We start from the raw sequence: 13,852 nt of genomic DNA on the forward strand, positions 1-13,852 counted from the left end.
ATGCGTCGACTGCACGAACCGATCTACCGAGCACGCTTGCGCGAACTGGTGCGGCAGATCGTTCCCCTGCTTCGGCCAGGCGATCGCGTGCTGGACGTCGGTTGCGGTGCGGGCACGCTGGGCCGGGCTCTGCTCGATGCGCCCGACTGCCCCCCCGACGTTTCCGTGCAGGGGCTGGAAACTGCGCCGCGAGGCGACGAGCCGATCGAAGTACTCGCCTACGACGGCCAGCGGTTTCCGCTGGATGATGGCAGCGTCGATTTGGTCATCGTCGCCGATGTGCTGCACCATGAGCCCGAACCGGATCGGCTGCTGCGGGAGTGTTGTCGTGTCAGCCGTCGGCACTTGGTTATCAAGGACCATAAGCCCGAAGGGCCGCTGGGCTGGTGGCGTGTGGCGTTGATCGACTGGGCGGCGAACGCACCTTATGGCGTGCCGTGCCTGTTTCGCTACCGTACCGCCAGGCAGTGGCGGGCCGCCTTTGCCGACCTGCGGTTAAAGCTTGTTCAGGAACGCCAGGCCATGCGGCTGTACCCCCCGGTGGTCAACTTGTTCTTCGGTGGTCGGCTTCAGTATTTCGCCGTGCTGGAGGTTTCAGGAGAGTCCATTGGACCGGCGCAGAACCGGCAGGGGGATAGGATAGATCCCGCTGCGGAGATATGAACAAGGACGTGGATAATATTCGATTGTCCTTTCCATTGAGCCTGCTTGTCTTCGCGCTGAGCGAACTCGCTTGAAAGTGCGACCGGGCTCACCGGGATCACGGTGTCACGACGTTGGAAGGCCGGCAATGGGCATTGCTCAAACCCCCGCGCTGTACCGGCATCGGCTGACGGCCAGGAGGATGTGCAGCTGGCTCCCGCACCGAGGCAGCAGAATCGTTGCCGTAGAAGGAGGTATGGAGGTATCACACGTGGGGGCAGGTCACCGTCCTGACCCGGACAAGCGTGGTACGAAGCAGATGATTTTTCAACTCAGGCATGACATGGAGTGATTGCGGGAAAGGGCCGAGCATTTGACGGCGTTGGGCTCAATGTCCTTTCGGGAGGGAGCTTGGTTCGCGTCGCGTGAGTGTGGCGCTTGCCCAATCGGCCAGCCAATAGAACGATCACTTCCCGCCTGCAACGGCACCTGCCACGGCTCGGGCGCACACCTTCGCCACGGTATCGTTAGGGTACGGAACCGCAACGGGCATTACTATTGCATGTCCTGCACGAAGGGCAGACGTCATCGATCAGCAGGCGGCGATACGAATGATGGGCACCGGGCAGTGGCCAGGGAGTCGCCGAGTCTCTGGTGTGCCGATGCGATCCTGCTGCTCGCCCGAGGCTCGATTGGCCTTTATTGTCTCCACGATGGGTCTAAAACCCTCGCCTTCAGGCGAAACCTTCAGGTTCTTTCGTAAACTGCGTGGATGGAGAATTACCGAACGGGTTCGCACACGCGTTATGACCTCAAGTACCACTTTGTGTGGGTGACGAAGTACCGCAAGGCGGTTCTGGTGGGAGCGGTGGGGGAGCGTCTTCGCGAGCTGGTGCGTGAGGTTTGCGCATCGCCCCGGCGCACACAAGGTCCACCGGGCGGTCGAGCAGGGATTGCAGTTCCGACAGCAGGCCGAAATACTGATCGGCCGGCCCCTTGCCGGGCACTTCATTGAATTCCACGAGAAAGTCCACGTCGCGGGCGGCGCTGTCCGTATCAGCCGCGGCCGCTGACCCGAACACCTCGAGCCGAGCGACGCCGTAACGCCGGCAAAGCGCCCGCAAGGCCTCGCGATGTTGCTCGATCAGTGGAATCATGAACATTGGCTCCGCGTCGTATCTTATCCTTGATTGATCGGATTCGGGCAGGCCGGTCGGTCCGGACGCAAGTGAGCACGCGACGGTAAATGCGGCTTTAGTTCAATCCCAGGCGTTACGTGCTGGATACCAACGTCCTGGTCGCGGCCCTGCTGTCGCCGAACGGGCCGTCGGCCCAGGTGCTGCAGCTGCTGCTCGCCGAGCGGGTGCGACTCTGCTACGACGCTCGCATGCTCGCGGAGTATCGCGAAGTGCTGGCTCGCCCCCGCTTCGGCTTCGACCCCGAGGCGGTTGCCGAGGTGTTGACGTTCCTGGAACAGACGGGCGAACTCGTGGCGGCGGTGCCGCTGGGGGCGGTGCTGCCGGACCCGGACGATGCGATGTTCCTGGAGGTCGCCGTCGCCGGCCGGGTGGATTACCTCGTTACCGGCAACATCAAGCACTTCCCCGTCCGGCATCGCCACGGCGTCCGCATGATGAGTCCAGCGGATTGGGTGCGAGCCTCGCGATCCCCGTGATGGGAGGTTTGCCAAAGCGACGATGACGGGGCACCGAAAACGGATGGAAAAAACATTTTATTAAGTGTATAATCGCGCCTATGGCAGGCCGTCGAAAGAAAAGCGAAGAACCGGGGAAGCTGAAGATCGGCGAACTTGCGGACCGGGTGCTCCTGGCCCCGCAGGCGCTTCGGTATGCGATCGACCGCTGGCCTGTCGAGGCCGGGCGGCCGGCCGAGCCGGGCGGGCCAGGCCATCATCGACTGCTCCCGAACGACTGGGCGGTCCGGTACGCCCTGGCTGCGAGCTTGATGGACCTCGGCGTCAGCGGCCTCGAAGCGCCCGAAGTCGTTCGCCTTTGCGAGCGCCAATATTCCCGGAAATACATGAAAATCCGGGGGGCCGCGCCCCGGGACGATCCGCCGATGTACCGGCCGCTGGAACACCTGAGATGGCAACTCGTGGGGATTGACGAGTATTTCGCGCTCACGCTGACAGACGGTGGTGCGTGGAGCGACCAGGAGCACTTCGAATCGCTAGCCGGCGAACGCTACTTGGCCCGCGACATCGCCGGTCTGGCATTCCGCGTCCGGGTGGTCGACGTCAGCGGGCTTGCGGCTCGCGCCTCGGGCGTTACGCTATGACACGGCGGGCAAAAAGAAAATTTTTACTTGATTAAGAGGAAAAATCTATTTAATGTGGTCGGGTTGCTCATCGTGGGCAACAGCCAAAAAGGGTGCCCCGACGCAGGGGTGAATCGAAAGCGGAGCAGGAGTCCTCTCGATGAGCAAGCGAGGCCCCACCGGCCGAAACGGAAAAGGAAACAAGCACAAGCGGTCGCCCGCCCAGCAGGCGGCGTCGCGCGCCAATGGCAGCAAAAGTCGCGGGCCGCGAACGACGCTCGGCAAGAAGGTCGCATCGCTCAACGCCGCGAAACACGGAGCGTACAGTCTGACGGCGACGCGCCTCTGGCTCGAGGATCCGGCCACGCAACGGCGCCACGTCGAACTGCAGGCGGATCTGGCGGAGCGATTTGACCCGCGCGGCCCCTGGGAGGCGATGCTGGTTGCCCATCTCGCGGAAGACGTAATCAAATTTGAACGCGTGCGCGAGGGCGAACTGGCGTCGATGTCTACTCTCCAGCTTCCCTTAACGCATCCCGTCCGCGTTGCGGAAGTTGTTGGCCCCGATCTGTCCGAGCAACTCGAAGAACTGGCCGTGGTTCAGCAGGCGCTCGCGACCCTTGAACTCCTGATGGCGGCCATCCACGAAAGGGCGGGCGGCGTCGCGCCGGAGCGGATCGAACAGCTGGCACAAGTTATTCGGCTGATCTTCGGCACCCCGGCCGACGAATGGGATCTGGCTGCGGAACTTCATCGAGGCAGCCATGCACTGGACCAGCTTGGCAATCCGGACGTGCCGACGCTGACGAACTGGCTGACTGCAGGCGGGCTGGGCGGCCCGGAGCACGAGGCCGCTTGGGATAACTTGATGGCCGCCACGCGGGTCGGTCTGCATACCCGGCAAAAGGACCTCGAGGAGGCAATCCGGGAGCGGCGCATCGCCGAGATCGGCGAACGGCAGAAAGGCCTTGAGGCGGCGGCGCCTTGGCAGCGGCAGCAGGCACCGCTGTGGCGGAAGATCGAGCGGACAATCGCCTTGCTCCAGAAACTGAAAAAGGAACGGGCCGACGATTCCCCCGTCAGCCTGGAACCGCCGGCCGGCGGCGCGGAGGCGGCGTCGTCCCGCGGCCGTTAAGTGGCGGGCTGTTGGGCCAGTTGGATCTATGAATTAAAAAATCGGGCGTCTGCGCGCCCCGGCATCATGCGCTCTTTGACAAGTGAATAGTCGCATGTGACGGCCGGCACGCGGTCGCCAGAACGACACGCTGGCGGCCGCGTTCAGGCCGTCCATGATTCACATTCAATGAGGAGAATGACGATGGGCAGTGGCATCAAGAAGGCAGGCGGCGGCTCCGGGCGGGCCAAGGCCGCGAAGGGCCGCAAGGCCGGAAAGCGGCATGGGAAGCGCAAAGGTCGTGCGCGGCGACAGTCGAAGAAGCAAGTCCGGGCGAAGCGCAAGCGCCGGGCCGCGGCCAAGCCTACCCCGCCTTTCGAGGGGGGCGGACGCCCCGCTGATGATCATGCCCTCGCGACACCGGCCGCAGGGCCAGATGATGTCGCCGAAGGCGAGCCGGCGAACGAGCCGGGGCGGCAACAGTCCGGGGAGGATGCGAACGATCCGGCGGCGTCGGGTCAGTCGCCGTTCTTTCGGGACTGTCAAACGATCATTAGCGAGCTCAGCGCGTCGCGCGACGAGCCCCTCGAGCTTGAGGCCCGGCGGAACCTGGTGCGCCGCGCGATCCTCGCTCTGGAGGAGGCCCCGGCGGGCCGCGAGTTGCTCGTTCGCCAGTGCGCCTGGATGCTTGAGGAAGCCGATCCGGAGGCGTATCGAGACCTGCTTCACCGTTTTCAGATCAGCGGCTGGCTTTTCCAGTACGCCAACAGCGTTGAAGGTGGCGATGCCAAACGGCGCTATTATCTCGGCCTCCTGCGGCCACTGCTCGCCCGCGAATGGGGGGTGCGGTCGGCGGCGGATCACATCGAACTCGACTCGGCGATCGCCTTGTTGCACCGCGTACTGCAGGGCCTCGCCTATGGTGATCGCGCGGCGGATGATGGCCTGGCGCGGCTGCTTGGACCGATTGACCGGGCAATGCACCGCTTCGGCCGGATCCGGGCCGAGCTGGAGAGCAAGGCGACGACCGTTGATCTGGAGGAGGAGCCCGTTCGTTCGCGCGGGGGGGATGGTGATGCCGGTCACGCCCGTGCGGCTGCGTCTCCGCCGTCGCCCGGGCTGATACCGTGGCAGGCGCGATCGGGAAGCCTCGCGCGGGGCGCGGGGTGTTTGGAACTGACGTTCGAAACCCTGCTCGCTCGAAGTCTGTTCGATCTTCCGGCCCCCGCTGCCACCGTCTTGCGGTGGCGGAGCGCAGACGGCGAAGCGGTTGCGGCCCTGCGTGTTCGATTGGATCGATCAGCCGCCAGCCCGTCCCTTCGCCTGCAGTATCGCTACCGCTCAGCCGCCGGCGAGGCCGACGCGGATCAACAGGTCGGGTTGCAGCCGGTGACGGGTCGTAACGCGGGGCCGATGATCTGTCCGCGGTGCCGGCGTTTGGCTCGCCAGCTGATTTGCCCGCCCGGCTCCAGCGGCTTTGGGTGTGACCAGTGTGTGCGCCGCTGAAGTGCAGCGGCTCGCGGGTCGTGACTTTGCATACCGGGGCATGGGAGGGCTTATGTCGATGATTTGCGATGATTTCGATCCGATCAATTCATTTCGATCTCCGGCCTGGCGACTCGGCGCCGCCGTTCATCTGCTCGCTTCCGGCAGGCCGCCCCGTGCATCGCGCCTCGAGCCCGGCGTGGCGGAGGCGATCCGGTACCTGCAGGCCAAGGCCTTCTCGCTGCGGCGCGCGCGTGCGATCTCGCCGGCGCTGGCGCAGGCCGAAGCCGTGTGGACGCGCCACGGACCCAGAGCATGGCAACTCGAAGCCCGACTGATTGCTGGCGAACCGGTCGAACAGATCGCGGCCAAGGTCGACCTGCCCGCGGCGGCGATCCATGCGTATGAGCGAACCTACTTCGACATGACGATCGGGGGCCATGTGATCGATCGGATCGCGGGCGGCGCGGCGGCGCAGTCTCGCGGCGACGACGCAGGACTGGACGAATCACTGACCTGGCGGTGGCTGGGCTGGACCGGAGGGCCGGTGCTGATCGACCTGATGGTCGCCGACTACCTGAAGAGGCCTTCGCCGGCCTGGCCGGATCGGGCGGAGCTGGCTACGAAGGGCCGGCTTGTGACACGGCTGCACTGGACGCCGATTGGCGACAAGCGAGCCTCGGCCCAGCTGCTCAAGGACCTGCGCGAGCATCGGCCGGAATGGATTCGCACACTGCGGCGCAAGGACCCGATGATGTACGGCCAGGTGCAGTTCCTTCGGCTCGCTGCGGGTGAACTCAGGCGGCGGAAGCGGCGATCTGATGCCGAAAAATCGGAAACCACGACGGAGCCCACAACCCATGCCGGGCGATCGGTTGCTCCCGCCACCCCGGAAGCGGTCGCCCGTGCCCGGTTTCGCCGCATGGCTCACGGGGTTGATCACGTGCACGCACTGGGCGCCGACCTGATGCGATCACGCGTAGAACAATGTTGTGACGCCAGCCCCGGGCGCGGGCACGAGGATGTCAACGCGTTCCTGGAAACCTTTTTCACGTCGTCAACCGCCGTCTCCGTCGGCGGGGCGCTGGCAGGTGTCTGATCGATGAACGCCACCGCCGCGCCCGTGGGCAAATGAGGGCGTTTCACGAAACGAACCCGAGCAGCCTGCTCCCCTGCGGAGCTGTAATCTGCGTGGCTAGCTGTAATTAAGTCTGTCTCGAGGTGCGATGCATGGCACGTCTGAAAAAAACGAACCCGGCGCGGCGCTCTCGTCGGAGGTCGGTGCCGTGACAATGTATTGACCTGTCAAGTCTCGCGTGGGTGCTACTAGGGTACCCCTGCCGCAACATGCATCACAGGCGCGGCTGCGTCGCGCGTGAAACGCCAGGGGCCTGGCTGCCGCTTGTGTGGGTGAGCGAGGCACCAAACGAAAAGGCTGATGGATGAATCGGCGAGAAGGAACATTGCCGCAGCGCGGCCCGAGCGGAGGTCGCCGGCCGTCTGGCGAAGACGCACCGGCCAACGGTCGGCTGGTCAGCTTGAAGACCCTCGCCGAGATGTGGGATGCCGATCGATCAACGGTGAGACGCTGGCTCAAGGCTGCCGACATCGAGCCCGTAGCGATCGGTCGCGGCCGCAACGGGGCCATCTGGTACCGCTGGCACGAGATCGAGGCCTGGCTCGACTCCCTGGAGCACGTTGAGTGACAACACGCCTGTCCCTGCAAGGGCGCCGCTGCTCTACCCCGCAAACGCGACTTCAGGACACAGGCCCGGGCCCCGCCAGGGGCCCGTTTTTACAAGCTTGTCGGCTATTGGGTAGGGCCGCGTGGCCCGCTCCAAGGGGCCGGAGGTCCTTCAGCAGGGGAAACGCGGCGAGCGGTGATGGCTGCGCGGGAAGTTCTTGATTAAAATGACCTCGCTCGACAAAATGACTGGCTGGACTCGCACTGCCCGCTGATGCCTGCAGCCGCTGGAAGTTGACGGTGCTTCCCATGTCGAATTCACACGGATCCTGATACTAGAATGAGACATGCAGGTGAGTCACGACTCAAGCAGCACAAGTTCCCCCATCGGACGAGCTTGCGACAAGTTTGGCCTTCATTTACCTCATATCCTGGCGGCGATCGAAGAGACAAGTAGCAAGCAGGACGAAATCGTGCGTCTGCAATCTGCCGGTGTCGGACGGCTGCCCGACAACACAGCCCTCGTCATCTTTGGTTCGTTTGCACGGAATGAGTTCACACGCAGCAGTGATCTCGACTGGACGTTCCTGGTCGATGGGCCGGCGGACCCGCAACATTTCAAGCTCGCGAACGCGATCGGGCATTCCTACAAGCAGGCTGGCTTCACTGCACCGGGCGCCACGATGACGTTTGGCACGATGGCGAGCAGTCACGAGCTAATCCACCACATCGGGCTCGATGAAGACACGAACCGGAATTTCACGCGTCGGATGTTGCTCTTGCTTGAGTCGCGGTCAGTGGCGGGTGAGGTTGTCCATCATCGGGTGATCCGAGGCATTCTGGATCGGTACCTCGTCGCCGAGCGAAGCGTCGCATGGAATCCCATCGAGCGGCAGGTGCCTCGCTTTTTGTTGAATGACATCGTGCGTTCTGGCGGACGATGGCAGTCGACTATGCTGCGAAGAAATGGCAACAGGACAACAAGTGGGCCTTGCGAAATGCCAAGTTGCGGATGTCAAGGAAGCTCCTGTATGCCTCTGGTCTGTTGATCTGTTTCAATTGCGAACTTGAACCGCCTGCACCAGGACCGCAGCAACAGAGCATCTTTCCTGACGAACCAGATCCGGATATGACGCTTCTCAATTATGTGTTCGAACAATCCCGAATGACGCCACTCGATATCTTGACGAACGCCATTGTGAACAACGAAGCAGATGGTGAAACAGCCGATCTGATCCTGTCATCGTATGACAGGTTCATCGAGATTTTGAACGACAGCGATTACCGCGAGCACTTGGCGAATCTGCCACTTGATCGTGCAAAAACAGACACACGCTTTGGTGAGATTCGAGAGATTGGCCACCGTTTCCAGGATGGGTTGGACCGTTTATTTTTGAATTCTAGCGATCGTTTGCGTAACCTCACGCTCAGGTATGGGATCTTTTAGCCATGCGACCAATTGGTTTTTCATCCGGCGCCCTAGCCTATTCTGACTTCAGGCGTGCAGTGCAGGTTGCTCGACAGCACAACTTGCCAGCTCTTGAGTTGTCTGCCCTGCGTGATCACGAGGTGGGACCACTTTTTGACGCGTTGCCCGACTTGAACCTCGAAGGCATTGCCCATCTTTCGTTTCACGCGCCCAGTCGGCTGACGGAGTGGAGCGAGACCGATCTCGTATCGCATGTTCTGGACCATGTGCCGCAGGCATGGCCAGTGGTCGTTCATCCTGATGTGATTGAGAATCATCAAGTCTGGAAGCCTCTCGGCAATCGCCTATGCATTGAAAATATGGATCAACGAAAGGAGTGCGGTCGGACAGCGGGAGAGTTGCGTCCATTTTTTGCCAACCTGCCAGACGCGACGTTTTGTCTTGATCTGGCTCACGCCCATCAAATTGACCCGACCATGTCAGTTGCAACTGATCTACTGCGTGTGTATGGCGACCGACTCAAGCAAGTGCACTGCAGCGAGCTACGTGATGACAGCAGTCATGGCCCAATGAGTTTTCGAACGCTGTACGCCTACAGACGCATTGTGGACCTGTTGCCTGCTGATTGCCCTGTAATCATCGAGGCAGTTGTCGCACCTGATGAAGTCAAAGCAGAACTGGATATCACACGTCTTGCGCTCACCGATAAAGCGAGTTTTGACGCGTGGCGTCAGAATGAAGGACTCGCCTCCTGTGCTGTCCCGGCGTGACGCCAAAGTAATTTGAGGATGATGGTGTCATGTCGCCGCGCGCGAATGGTCGGTTGATGGACCGTCCCGCTACATTTCGCTACAGCGGTCCGGTGAACACGCACCCGACCACCTTGCACAAGTAAGTGTCGCCAAGGAAGAAACACAGCGTGTCGCGCTTCTTCAGAAACCGCACAACCTCCGGGGCCGCACACCGATGTGATCGCCAACAGATATCGTGAGGTGCGACGTCCGGCGTGGAAATGATGACCGATTGTAAAGTGGACAGCTCGACATCCGACCACGGGTGGATTGCGCACAACGAGGTTCGAACCAGTGCCGTTTCGCCGTCGCCCACTGGGCTCTTTCCGAACGAGATTGTGTCGCATGGCTCGCGAAGGCGTTTCATGCCAAAGCCTCAATGCCGTGGTCATCGATCACCGTTGTGCTGGGGATGTTGATGACGGCATCAAAGGCGTCGAGGACCGGCGTGTGCAGGTAGTCGCTTTGCATCCGAATCCGGTCAGGCTGGCTGCTGTCAGTCTGTGGCGATCGACGGAGATCGGCAAGTGCGAGGCCGAGGTCGCCATCGGCGAAGGCCGCTTCGATGCTGCCCGGCTCGGGTGGTTCGAGGGCTAGGTCTTCGAGGGTGAACCCAAACCGCGCGTTCTCATCAAGATGCATTTCAGCGGTGCGGCCGGCCGTGCTGGTCAGGCCCAGAGCGAGGTAATCGCTGCCGAGCGTACGGTGCAGGTGTTGGCCCATGGGTAAGGCAGTCAGGTGGCCACCGAAGGAAATCGAAGCCTTCTGGATATGCGCATTGCGGGCGAACAGCACCATGCGTGCGCCGGGGTCGGCATGCTTGAGGTGCCAGTCGACGGATTCGGCCATGAAGACTTCCCGGGCCGAGGTGTCGCCAGGCAGACCGCGACCGGCGTAGAGGTCGGCCATGGCGGGGAAGTGGTAGTCGGCGTGGCAAGCGGCTTCGAGGCGTCGCAGCGCGATGTCGTAGCTGAGTTGATCGCTGCGGAAGACGTAGAGCGGTTCGAGGGCTCGGAAGCGGGTGCGCAGGCGCATCAGCATAGTGCTGAGCGTGTTTTGATCGGCCGCCTCGAGCCGTGCCCACGCCGGGGCGGCGACCCCCTTGTTCGCGGCGTTACAGGTGGCCGGCGAAGAGGCGGGCAAAATCATCGGCACGTGCATGGCCCGTCATCGCCACCAGGAATGGATCCAGTTCCTCAAGCTGATTGATCAGCAAACGCCGGCCGAGCTGGATCTGCACCTGATCGTCGACAACTATGCCACGCACAAGCACCCGAAGGTGCAGCGTTGGCTTAAACGTCATCGCCGCTTTCACGTGCACTTTATTCCCACAAGCAGTTCGTGGTTGAATCTCATCGAACGCTGGTTCCGCTGCATCACCGACGATCGAATCCGCCGCGGTGCGTTCCGGAGTGTGCCACAACTGATCGAAACGATCACCGGCTACATCGAGATGAATAATGCCGACCCCAAGCCGTTGATCTGGACCGCCACCGCCGAGAAGATTCTCGCCAAAGTCAGCCGTGCTCGTACAGCCTTGGATAACGGGCGAACAGCGTGACTCACTACACTACCTTGAATTCGTCGATGAGCTTCGTCAACACGGGGCAGCGCCCCATGCCGACATGGCCATGCTTTGGCGGCGCATAGTTTTCAGCGTGATGATTTCGAATATCGACGACCATCTACGCAACCACGGCTTTCTGTATCAGGGAGTCGACGGCTGGCGGCTTGCTCCCGCCTACGATATCAACGCTGTCCCTGTCGATATAAAACCGCGCGTGCTGTCCACAGCCATCGATGTTGACGACATCACCGCGTCACTTGATCGTGCTCTGGAAGTGGCCGCCTATTTTGAACTGGATCATTCGCAGACGCGCGACATTGCCAGGCAGATCGGCAAGGCCGTATCCACATGGCGTCTGGAAGCTGCGCGTCATACAGTTCCCGGCCGGCAGATCGACCGCATGGCGACCGCGTTCGAGCATGATGACCTTCGTGCCGCCCTTGCCCTGTAAAGGCTGCGACGCGTCGCTTGATGGCGGCGATACGAGCGACCAGGTCAGTGGGGACAGGTGTCTGAACGCTTGGTAGTGGCGTGCTTGAGGGTGGGATATGTAAGCGTTGCCGATCTATACACAAGCCCTGGCGTCGCCGACTGCGTGGACTGGCATGATGGGGTGACAAAGCGTTCCTGGGAAACGGCCTTACGTCGCCGACGGCATCACGGTGGGTGGGGCGCTCATGGGTGCCTGATCGATGAGCGCCGCCATCGCGTTCGCGCAGCAGACTGAAGAATTCGCGAAACGAACCCGAGCCGCCCATTCTCCCCCGGGGATGTAAATTGCGTGATCGGCTGTGATTAAGTCTGTTTCGGGGAGCGGATTTCTCCTCAGTCCGAAGGAAACGAACCCGGCGCGGCGCACTCGCCGGTGGAGGGCGATCTCTACTTCGAGTTCGGTCATCTGCGAGGGATAAAAAAAAGAGGTGGCTTCCAGTCGCAGGTCAGGTGCTGTGTTCCGGCCGCCGGCGCACCACTGAAGGTGCACCGGACAGCCGGAAGTCGCGGCGGCCTTACGGCCGCCACTGAATCACAACATTGCTTGTCTGCGGCATGCCCAGTTGCTCACTCAGTACCGTCTCCGCCTGCTGCCGCGCTGCTTCTATGTGTTCCTCTGACGCCGCCGACGCGGCAAGCTGCTGCTGGGCGTCGCGCAGCGCCTGCTCGATGACCTGCGGCTCGCCCGCTTCGCCGGGCAGGATCAGCCACACACCGCGGCGGGCGGTGAGCACCACGCGGGAGCGGTCATGGTCGAGGTGGCTGCTGAGCACCCGCGGCTGGGCGAGCGTGAGCGTGACGGTGCCGGTGATCGGATCGGTTTCCCAACGCGCCTGCTCAAGGTCGGTCCCGACCCAGGCTTCGCCGACGGCGAGCACGACGCAGCGCACGGAGCCGCTGTAACCGGCCACGCGGGTTTCGACGAGCTGCTGGTAGGGCACCTTGAGCGTCACCAGTTCGGCGGCCTGCTGAAGCTGTTCGAGGGTGATCCACGCAGCGGTCGCGGGGCGCTGGCGTTCGAGCCATTGCCAGTAAAGCAGGATCGCCATCGCCAGCACGATCACTGCCAGCAGGGCGATCAAGGTCAGTCGGATCATGAGGGGGTTGCTCCGGGGGGGGCCGGGGAGTCTTCCGGGGTTTGTTCCGGCGGGTGTTCCGGGAGTTGCACTTCGATGGGCATGGCGGCGGTGGCGTCGCGTTCCTGCTCCACGGCCCGGTCCACGTCGCAGCGGATGAGCATGAGCAGCAACAGGATCACGAGCACGAGGATGATGGCGGTGACTATCACCTGCATGGGTTTTCCTTGGGTCTGAAGTTGAATGGGGTGTTGTTGTGCGAAGCCGCGCTACTGCCAAGGCTCGGGCTCGTGCCCGTAGGGCAGCGCTGGTTCGTGATGGCGGTGGGTTCGCACACCACTCATCCAGAGCGTGCGGGCGCTGCGGATCAGCATCACCAGGCCGACGACGACCGCGATCAGGCACAGGCCAAACACCAACACGCCGGCCAGGTGCGGGGCGGCCATCAGCACCGTCTGCCACACGGGGGCGGCCGGCAGCAGCTGCACGCCCTGGAACAGGCCGAACAGGCACAACGCCAGGCCCACCAGCAGGGACATCAGCGAACGGAAGAACTGTTGCATGGCTTGGATCTCCTTGAGTTGAAGGGGTGAACGATTCGATAGAGGAACGTGACGACGAACCGCGACGGGCTTACAGGTCGGCGGCCAGCTCGGGCAGGTGGCGTTCCAGCCAGCCGCGTTCGGCGGCCAGCGCCGCACTGCGGCGGGCGAAGGGGCCGAACGTCGGCCCGTTCTCCATCAGGAGCAGGTTTTCTTCAGGAAAACATCGAATCGAAAGCGGGTTGCCCCACCGCCGCCTGTGGCGGTGGGGCAGAGCCCGCAACGATTCATGCAACGGATGCTTGATCAGCCGGGGCTACGACGCGACATGCTCGCTGATCGTGGCGGCCTCGAGGGCGGCCAGATCCTCGTCCGACAGCTGCTCGCCGTGCACGGCCAGCGAGCGGTCGACCGGGTGGTGACAGGCCTGGTGGTCCGCGCGCACCTGGTCGCACAGGTCATGGCCGAGCCGGCGCAGATCGGATGGTTGAAGGCGGGAAGCGGGAATGACGGTCATGGGCAAGGACTCCTCAAAATACGAGAGTGAACAGGGGAACCGGCGCAGCGCAGACCCTTGCCCGCGCCACGCCACGATTGGAAAAGCGGGGTGGCCGGCATAAGCCAGCCGCTCGTCCAGCTCGTGCTGACGCCGATGATGCAGGGCGGTGAGCTGTCCGACGATCCGCTGCGCCGCCCGCCACCGCTGTCGCAGGTGAATCTCCATCGGTGTGCTCCATCATGCATGTAATTAAG

17 protein-coding genes and 3 pseudogenes are annotated in these 13,852 nt (G+C 62.6%); 13 read left to right on the forward strand and 7 right to left on the reverse strand.

The features are described from left to right. Both ACERK3_11495 and ACERK3_11500 read left to right on the forward strand, forming a co-directional pair. A complete protein-coding gene (locus ACERK3_11495) occupies positions 1-663 on the forward strand; it encodes a class I SAM-dependent methyltransferase (protein MFA9478915.1) in 663 nt (220 codons plus the stop codon). A 751-nt stretch (positions 664-1,414) separates the two neighbouring features. Then, a pseudogene (locus tag ACERK3_11500) lies at positions 1,415-1,555 on the forward strand (transposase). A 49-nt stretch (positions 1,556-1,604) separates the two neighbouring features. Here ACERK3_11500 and ACERK3_11505 read toward each other — a convergent pair. Then, a pseudogene (locus ACERK3_11505) lies at positions 1,605-1,805 on the reverse strand (nucleotidyltransferase domain-containing protein). Positions 1,806-1,918: 113 nt separating this feature from the next. Between ACERK3_11505 and ACERK3_11510 the strand changes: the two are divergent. From ACERK3_11510 to ACERK3_11550, 9 genes are all read left to right on the forward strand, one after another. Next, positions 1,919-2,317, forward strand: a complete 399-nt coding sequence (locus ACERK3_11510) for a putative toxin-antitoxin system toxin component, PIN family (GenBank protein MFA9478916.1) — start codon at positions 1,919-1,921, stop codon at positions 2,315-2,317. Between the two features lie 80 nt (positions 2,318-2,397). Further along, positions 2,398-2,940: a hypothetical protein gene (locus tag ACERK3_11515; protein MFA9478917.1), complete on the forward strand. Its 543-nt coding sequence runs from the start codon at positions 2,398-2,400 to the stop codon at positions 2,938-2,940. Between the two features lie 139 nt (positions 2,941-3,079). After that, on the forward strand, positions 3,080-4,054 hold the full coding sequence (locus tag ACERK3_11520; protein ID MFA9478918.1) for a hypothetical protein: 975 nt from the start codon (positions 3,080-3,082) through the stop codon (positions 4,052-4,054). A 183-nt stretch (positions 4,055-4,237) separates the two neighbouring features. Further along, complete coding sequence (locus tag ACERK3_11525) at positions 4,238-5,539, forward strand: hypothetical protein (protein MFA9478919.1); 1,302 nt, start codon at positions 4,238-4,240, stop codon at positions 5,537-5,539. A 52-nt stretch (positions 5,540-5,591) separates the two neighbouring features. After that, a complete protein-coding gene (locus tag ACERK3_11530; GenBank protein MFA9478920.1) occupies positions 5,592-6,617 on the forward strand; it encodes a hypothetical protein in 1,026 nt (341 codons plus the stop codon). 343 nt (positions 6,618-6,960) lie between these two features. After that, positions 6,961-7,224 (forward strand): helix-turn-helix transcriptional regulator, encoded by a 264-nt coding sequence (locus ACERK3_11535; protein MFA9478921.1) that lies wholly within the window; start codon positions 6,961-6,963, stop codon positions 7,222-7,224. 325 nt (positions 7,225-7,549) lie between these two features. Further along, complete coding sequence (locus ACERK3_11540) at positions 7,550-8,251, forward strand: nucleotidyltransferase domain-containing protein (protein MFA9478922.1); 702 nt, start codon at positions 7,550-7,552, stop codon at positions 8,249-8,251. Positions 8,252-8,331: 80 nt separating this feature from the next. Continuing rightward, positions 8,332-8,649: a hypothetical protein gene (locus ACERK3_11545; GenBank protein ID MFA9478923.1), complete on the forward strand. Its 318-nt coding sequence runs from the start codon at positions 8,332-8,334 to the stop codon at positions 8,647-8,649. Between the two features lie 2 nt (positions 8,650-8,651). After that, on the forward strand, positions 8,652-9,401 hold the full coding sequence (locus ACERK3_11550) for a hypothetical protein (GenBank protein MFA9478924.1): 750 nt from the start codon (positions 8,652-8,654) through the stop codon (positions 9,399-9,401). Between the two features lie 384 nt (positions 9,402-9,785). Here ACERK3_11550 and ACERK3_11555 read toward each other — a convergent pair whose 3' ends face one another. Further along, positions 9,786-10,463, reverse strand: coding sequence for an erythromycin esterase family protein (locus ACERK3_11555; GenBank protein MFA9478925.1), 678 nt, complete (start codon positions 10,461-10,463; stop codon positions 9,786-9,788). A gap of 55 nt (positions 10,464-10,518) precedes the next feature. Between ACERK3_11555 and ACERK3_11560 the strand changes: the two are divergent. Together ACERK3_11560 and ACERK3_11565 are read left to right on the forward strand one after the other, a co-directional pair. Next, positions 10,519-10,983, forward strand: a pseudogene (locus tag ACERK3_11560) (IS630 family transposase). Further along, positions 10,946-11,440, forward strand: a complete 495-nt coding sequence (locus tag ACERK3_11565) for a HipA domain-containing protein (protein ID MFA9478926.1) — start codon at positions 10,946-10,948, stop codon at positions 11,438-11,440. Before ACERK3_11560 ends, ACERK3_11565 begins: the two are co-directional and overlap by 38 nt. 556 nt (positions 11,441-11,996) lie before the next feature. Here the strand turns inward: ACERK3_11565 and ACERK3_11570 are convergent. The 5 genes from ACERK3_11570 to ACERK3_11590 all read right to left on the reverse strand — a co-directional run bounded on the left by ACERK3_11570 (position 11,997) and on the right by ACERK3_11590 (position 13,823). Beyond that, positions 11,997-12,578, reverse strand: a complete 582-nt coding sequence (locus ACERK3_11570) for a DUF4230 domain-containing protein (GenBank protein ID MFA9478927.1) — start codon at positions 12,576-12,578, stop codon at positions 11,997-11,999. Then, positions 12,575-12,775 carry a hypothetical protein gene (locus ACERK3_11575; GenBank protein ID MFA9478928.1) on the reverse strand — a complete coding sequence of 67 codons (201 nt, stop codon included), beginning with the start codon at positions 12,773-12,775 and terminating at the stop codon, positions 12,575-12,577. The genes ACERK3_11570 and ACERK3_11575 overlap by 4 nt, the downstream gene beginning before the upstream one ends. Before the next feature lie 51 nt (positions 12,776-12,826). Next, positions 12,827-13,120, reverse strand: a complete 294-nt coding sequence (locus ACERK3_11580; GenBank protein MFA9478929.1) for a hypothetical protein — start codon at positions 13,118-13,120, stop codon at positions 12,827-12,829. Between the two features lie 70 nt (positions 13,121-13,190). Beyond that, on the reverse strand, positions 13,191-13,394 hold the full coding sequence (locus ACERK3_11585) for a hypothetical protein (GenBank protein MFA9478930.1): 204 nt from the start codon (positions 13,392-13,394) through the stop codon (positions 13,191-13,193). 21 nt (positions 13,395-13,415) lie between these two features. Continuing rightward, positions 13,416-13,823, reverse strand: coding sequence for a hypothetical protein (locus tag ACERK3_11590; protein MFA9478931.1), 408 nt, complete (start codon positions 13,821-13,823; stop codon positions 13,416-13,418). Positions 13,824-13,852 lie beyond the last annotated feature (29 nt).

It is taken from the genome of Phycisphaerales bacterium AB-hyl4 (genome assembly GCA_041821185.1).
Lineage (GTDB): Bacteria > Planctomycetota > Phycisphaerae > Phycisphaerales > Phycisphaeraceae > Natronomicrosphaera > Natronomicrosphaera hydrolytica.

Coding starts and splice junctions, on each gene's coding strand:
- ACERK3_11550 (MFA9478924.1), top strand. CDS start 8,652: ATGCGACCAATTGGTTTTTCATCCGGCGCCCTAGCCTATTCTGACTTC.
- ACERK3_11520 (MFA9478918.1), top strand. CDS start 3,080: ATGAGCAAGCGAGGCCCCACCGGCCGAAACGGAAAAGGAAACAAGCAC.
- ACERK3_11515 (MFA9478917.1), top strand. CDS start 2,398: ATGGCAGGCCGTCGAAAGAAAAGCGAAGAACCGGGGAAGCTGAAGATC.
- ACERK3_11545 (MFA9478923.1), top strand. CDS start 8,332: ATGACGCTTCTCAATTATGTGTTCGAACAATCCCGAATGACGCCACTC.
- ACERK3_11530 (MFA9478920.1), top strand. CDS start 5,592: ATGTCGATGATTTGCGATGATTTCGATCCGATCAATTCATTTCGATCT.
- ACERK3_11540 (MFA9478922.1), top strand. CDS start 7,550: ATGCAGGTGAGTCACGACTCAAGCAGCACAAGTTCCCCCATCGGACGA.
- ACERK3_11535 (MFA9478921.1), top strand. CDS start 6,961: ATGAATCGGCGAGAAGGAACATTGCCGCAGCGCGGCCCGAGCGGAGGT.
- ACERK3_11590 (MFA9478931.1), bottom strand. CDS start 13,823: ATGGAGATTCACCTGCGACAGCGGTGGCGGGCGGCGCAGCGGATCGTC.
- ACERK3_11495 (MFA9478915.1), top strand. CDS start 1: ATGCGTCGACTGCACGAACCGATCTACCGAGCACGCTTGCGCGAACTG.
- ACERK3_11555 (MFA9478925.1), bottom strand. CDS start 10,463: ATGCTGATGCGCCTGCGCACCCGCTTCCGAGCCCTCGAACCGCTCTAC.
- ACERK3_11575 (MFA9478928.1), bottom strand. CDS start 12,775: ATGCAGGTGATAGTCACCGCCATCATCCTCGTGCTCGTGATCCTGTTG.
- ACERK3_11570 (MFA9478927.1), bottom strand. CDS start 12,578: ATGATCCGACTGACCTTGATCGCCCTGCTGGCAGTGATCGTGCTGGCG.
- ACERK3_11525 (MFA9478919.1), top strand. CDS start 4,238: ATGGGCAGTGGCATCAAGAAGGCAGGCGGCGGCTCCGGGCGGGCCAAG.
- ACERK3_11580 (MFA9478929.1), bottom strand. CDS start 13,120: ATGCAACAGTTCTTCCGTTCGCTGATGTCCCTGCTGGTGGGCCTGGCG.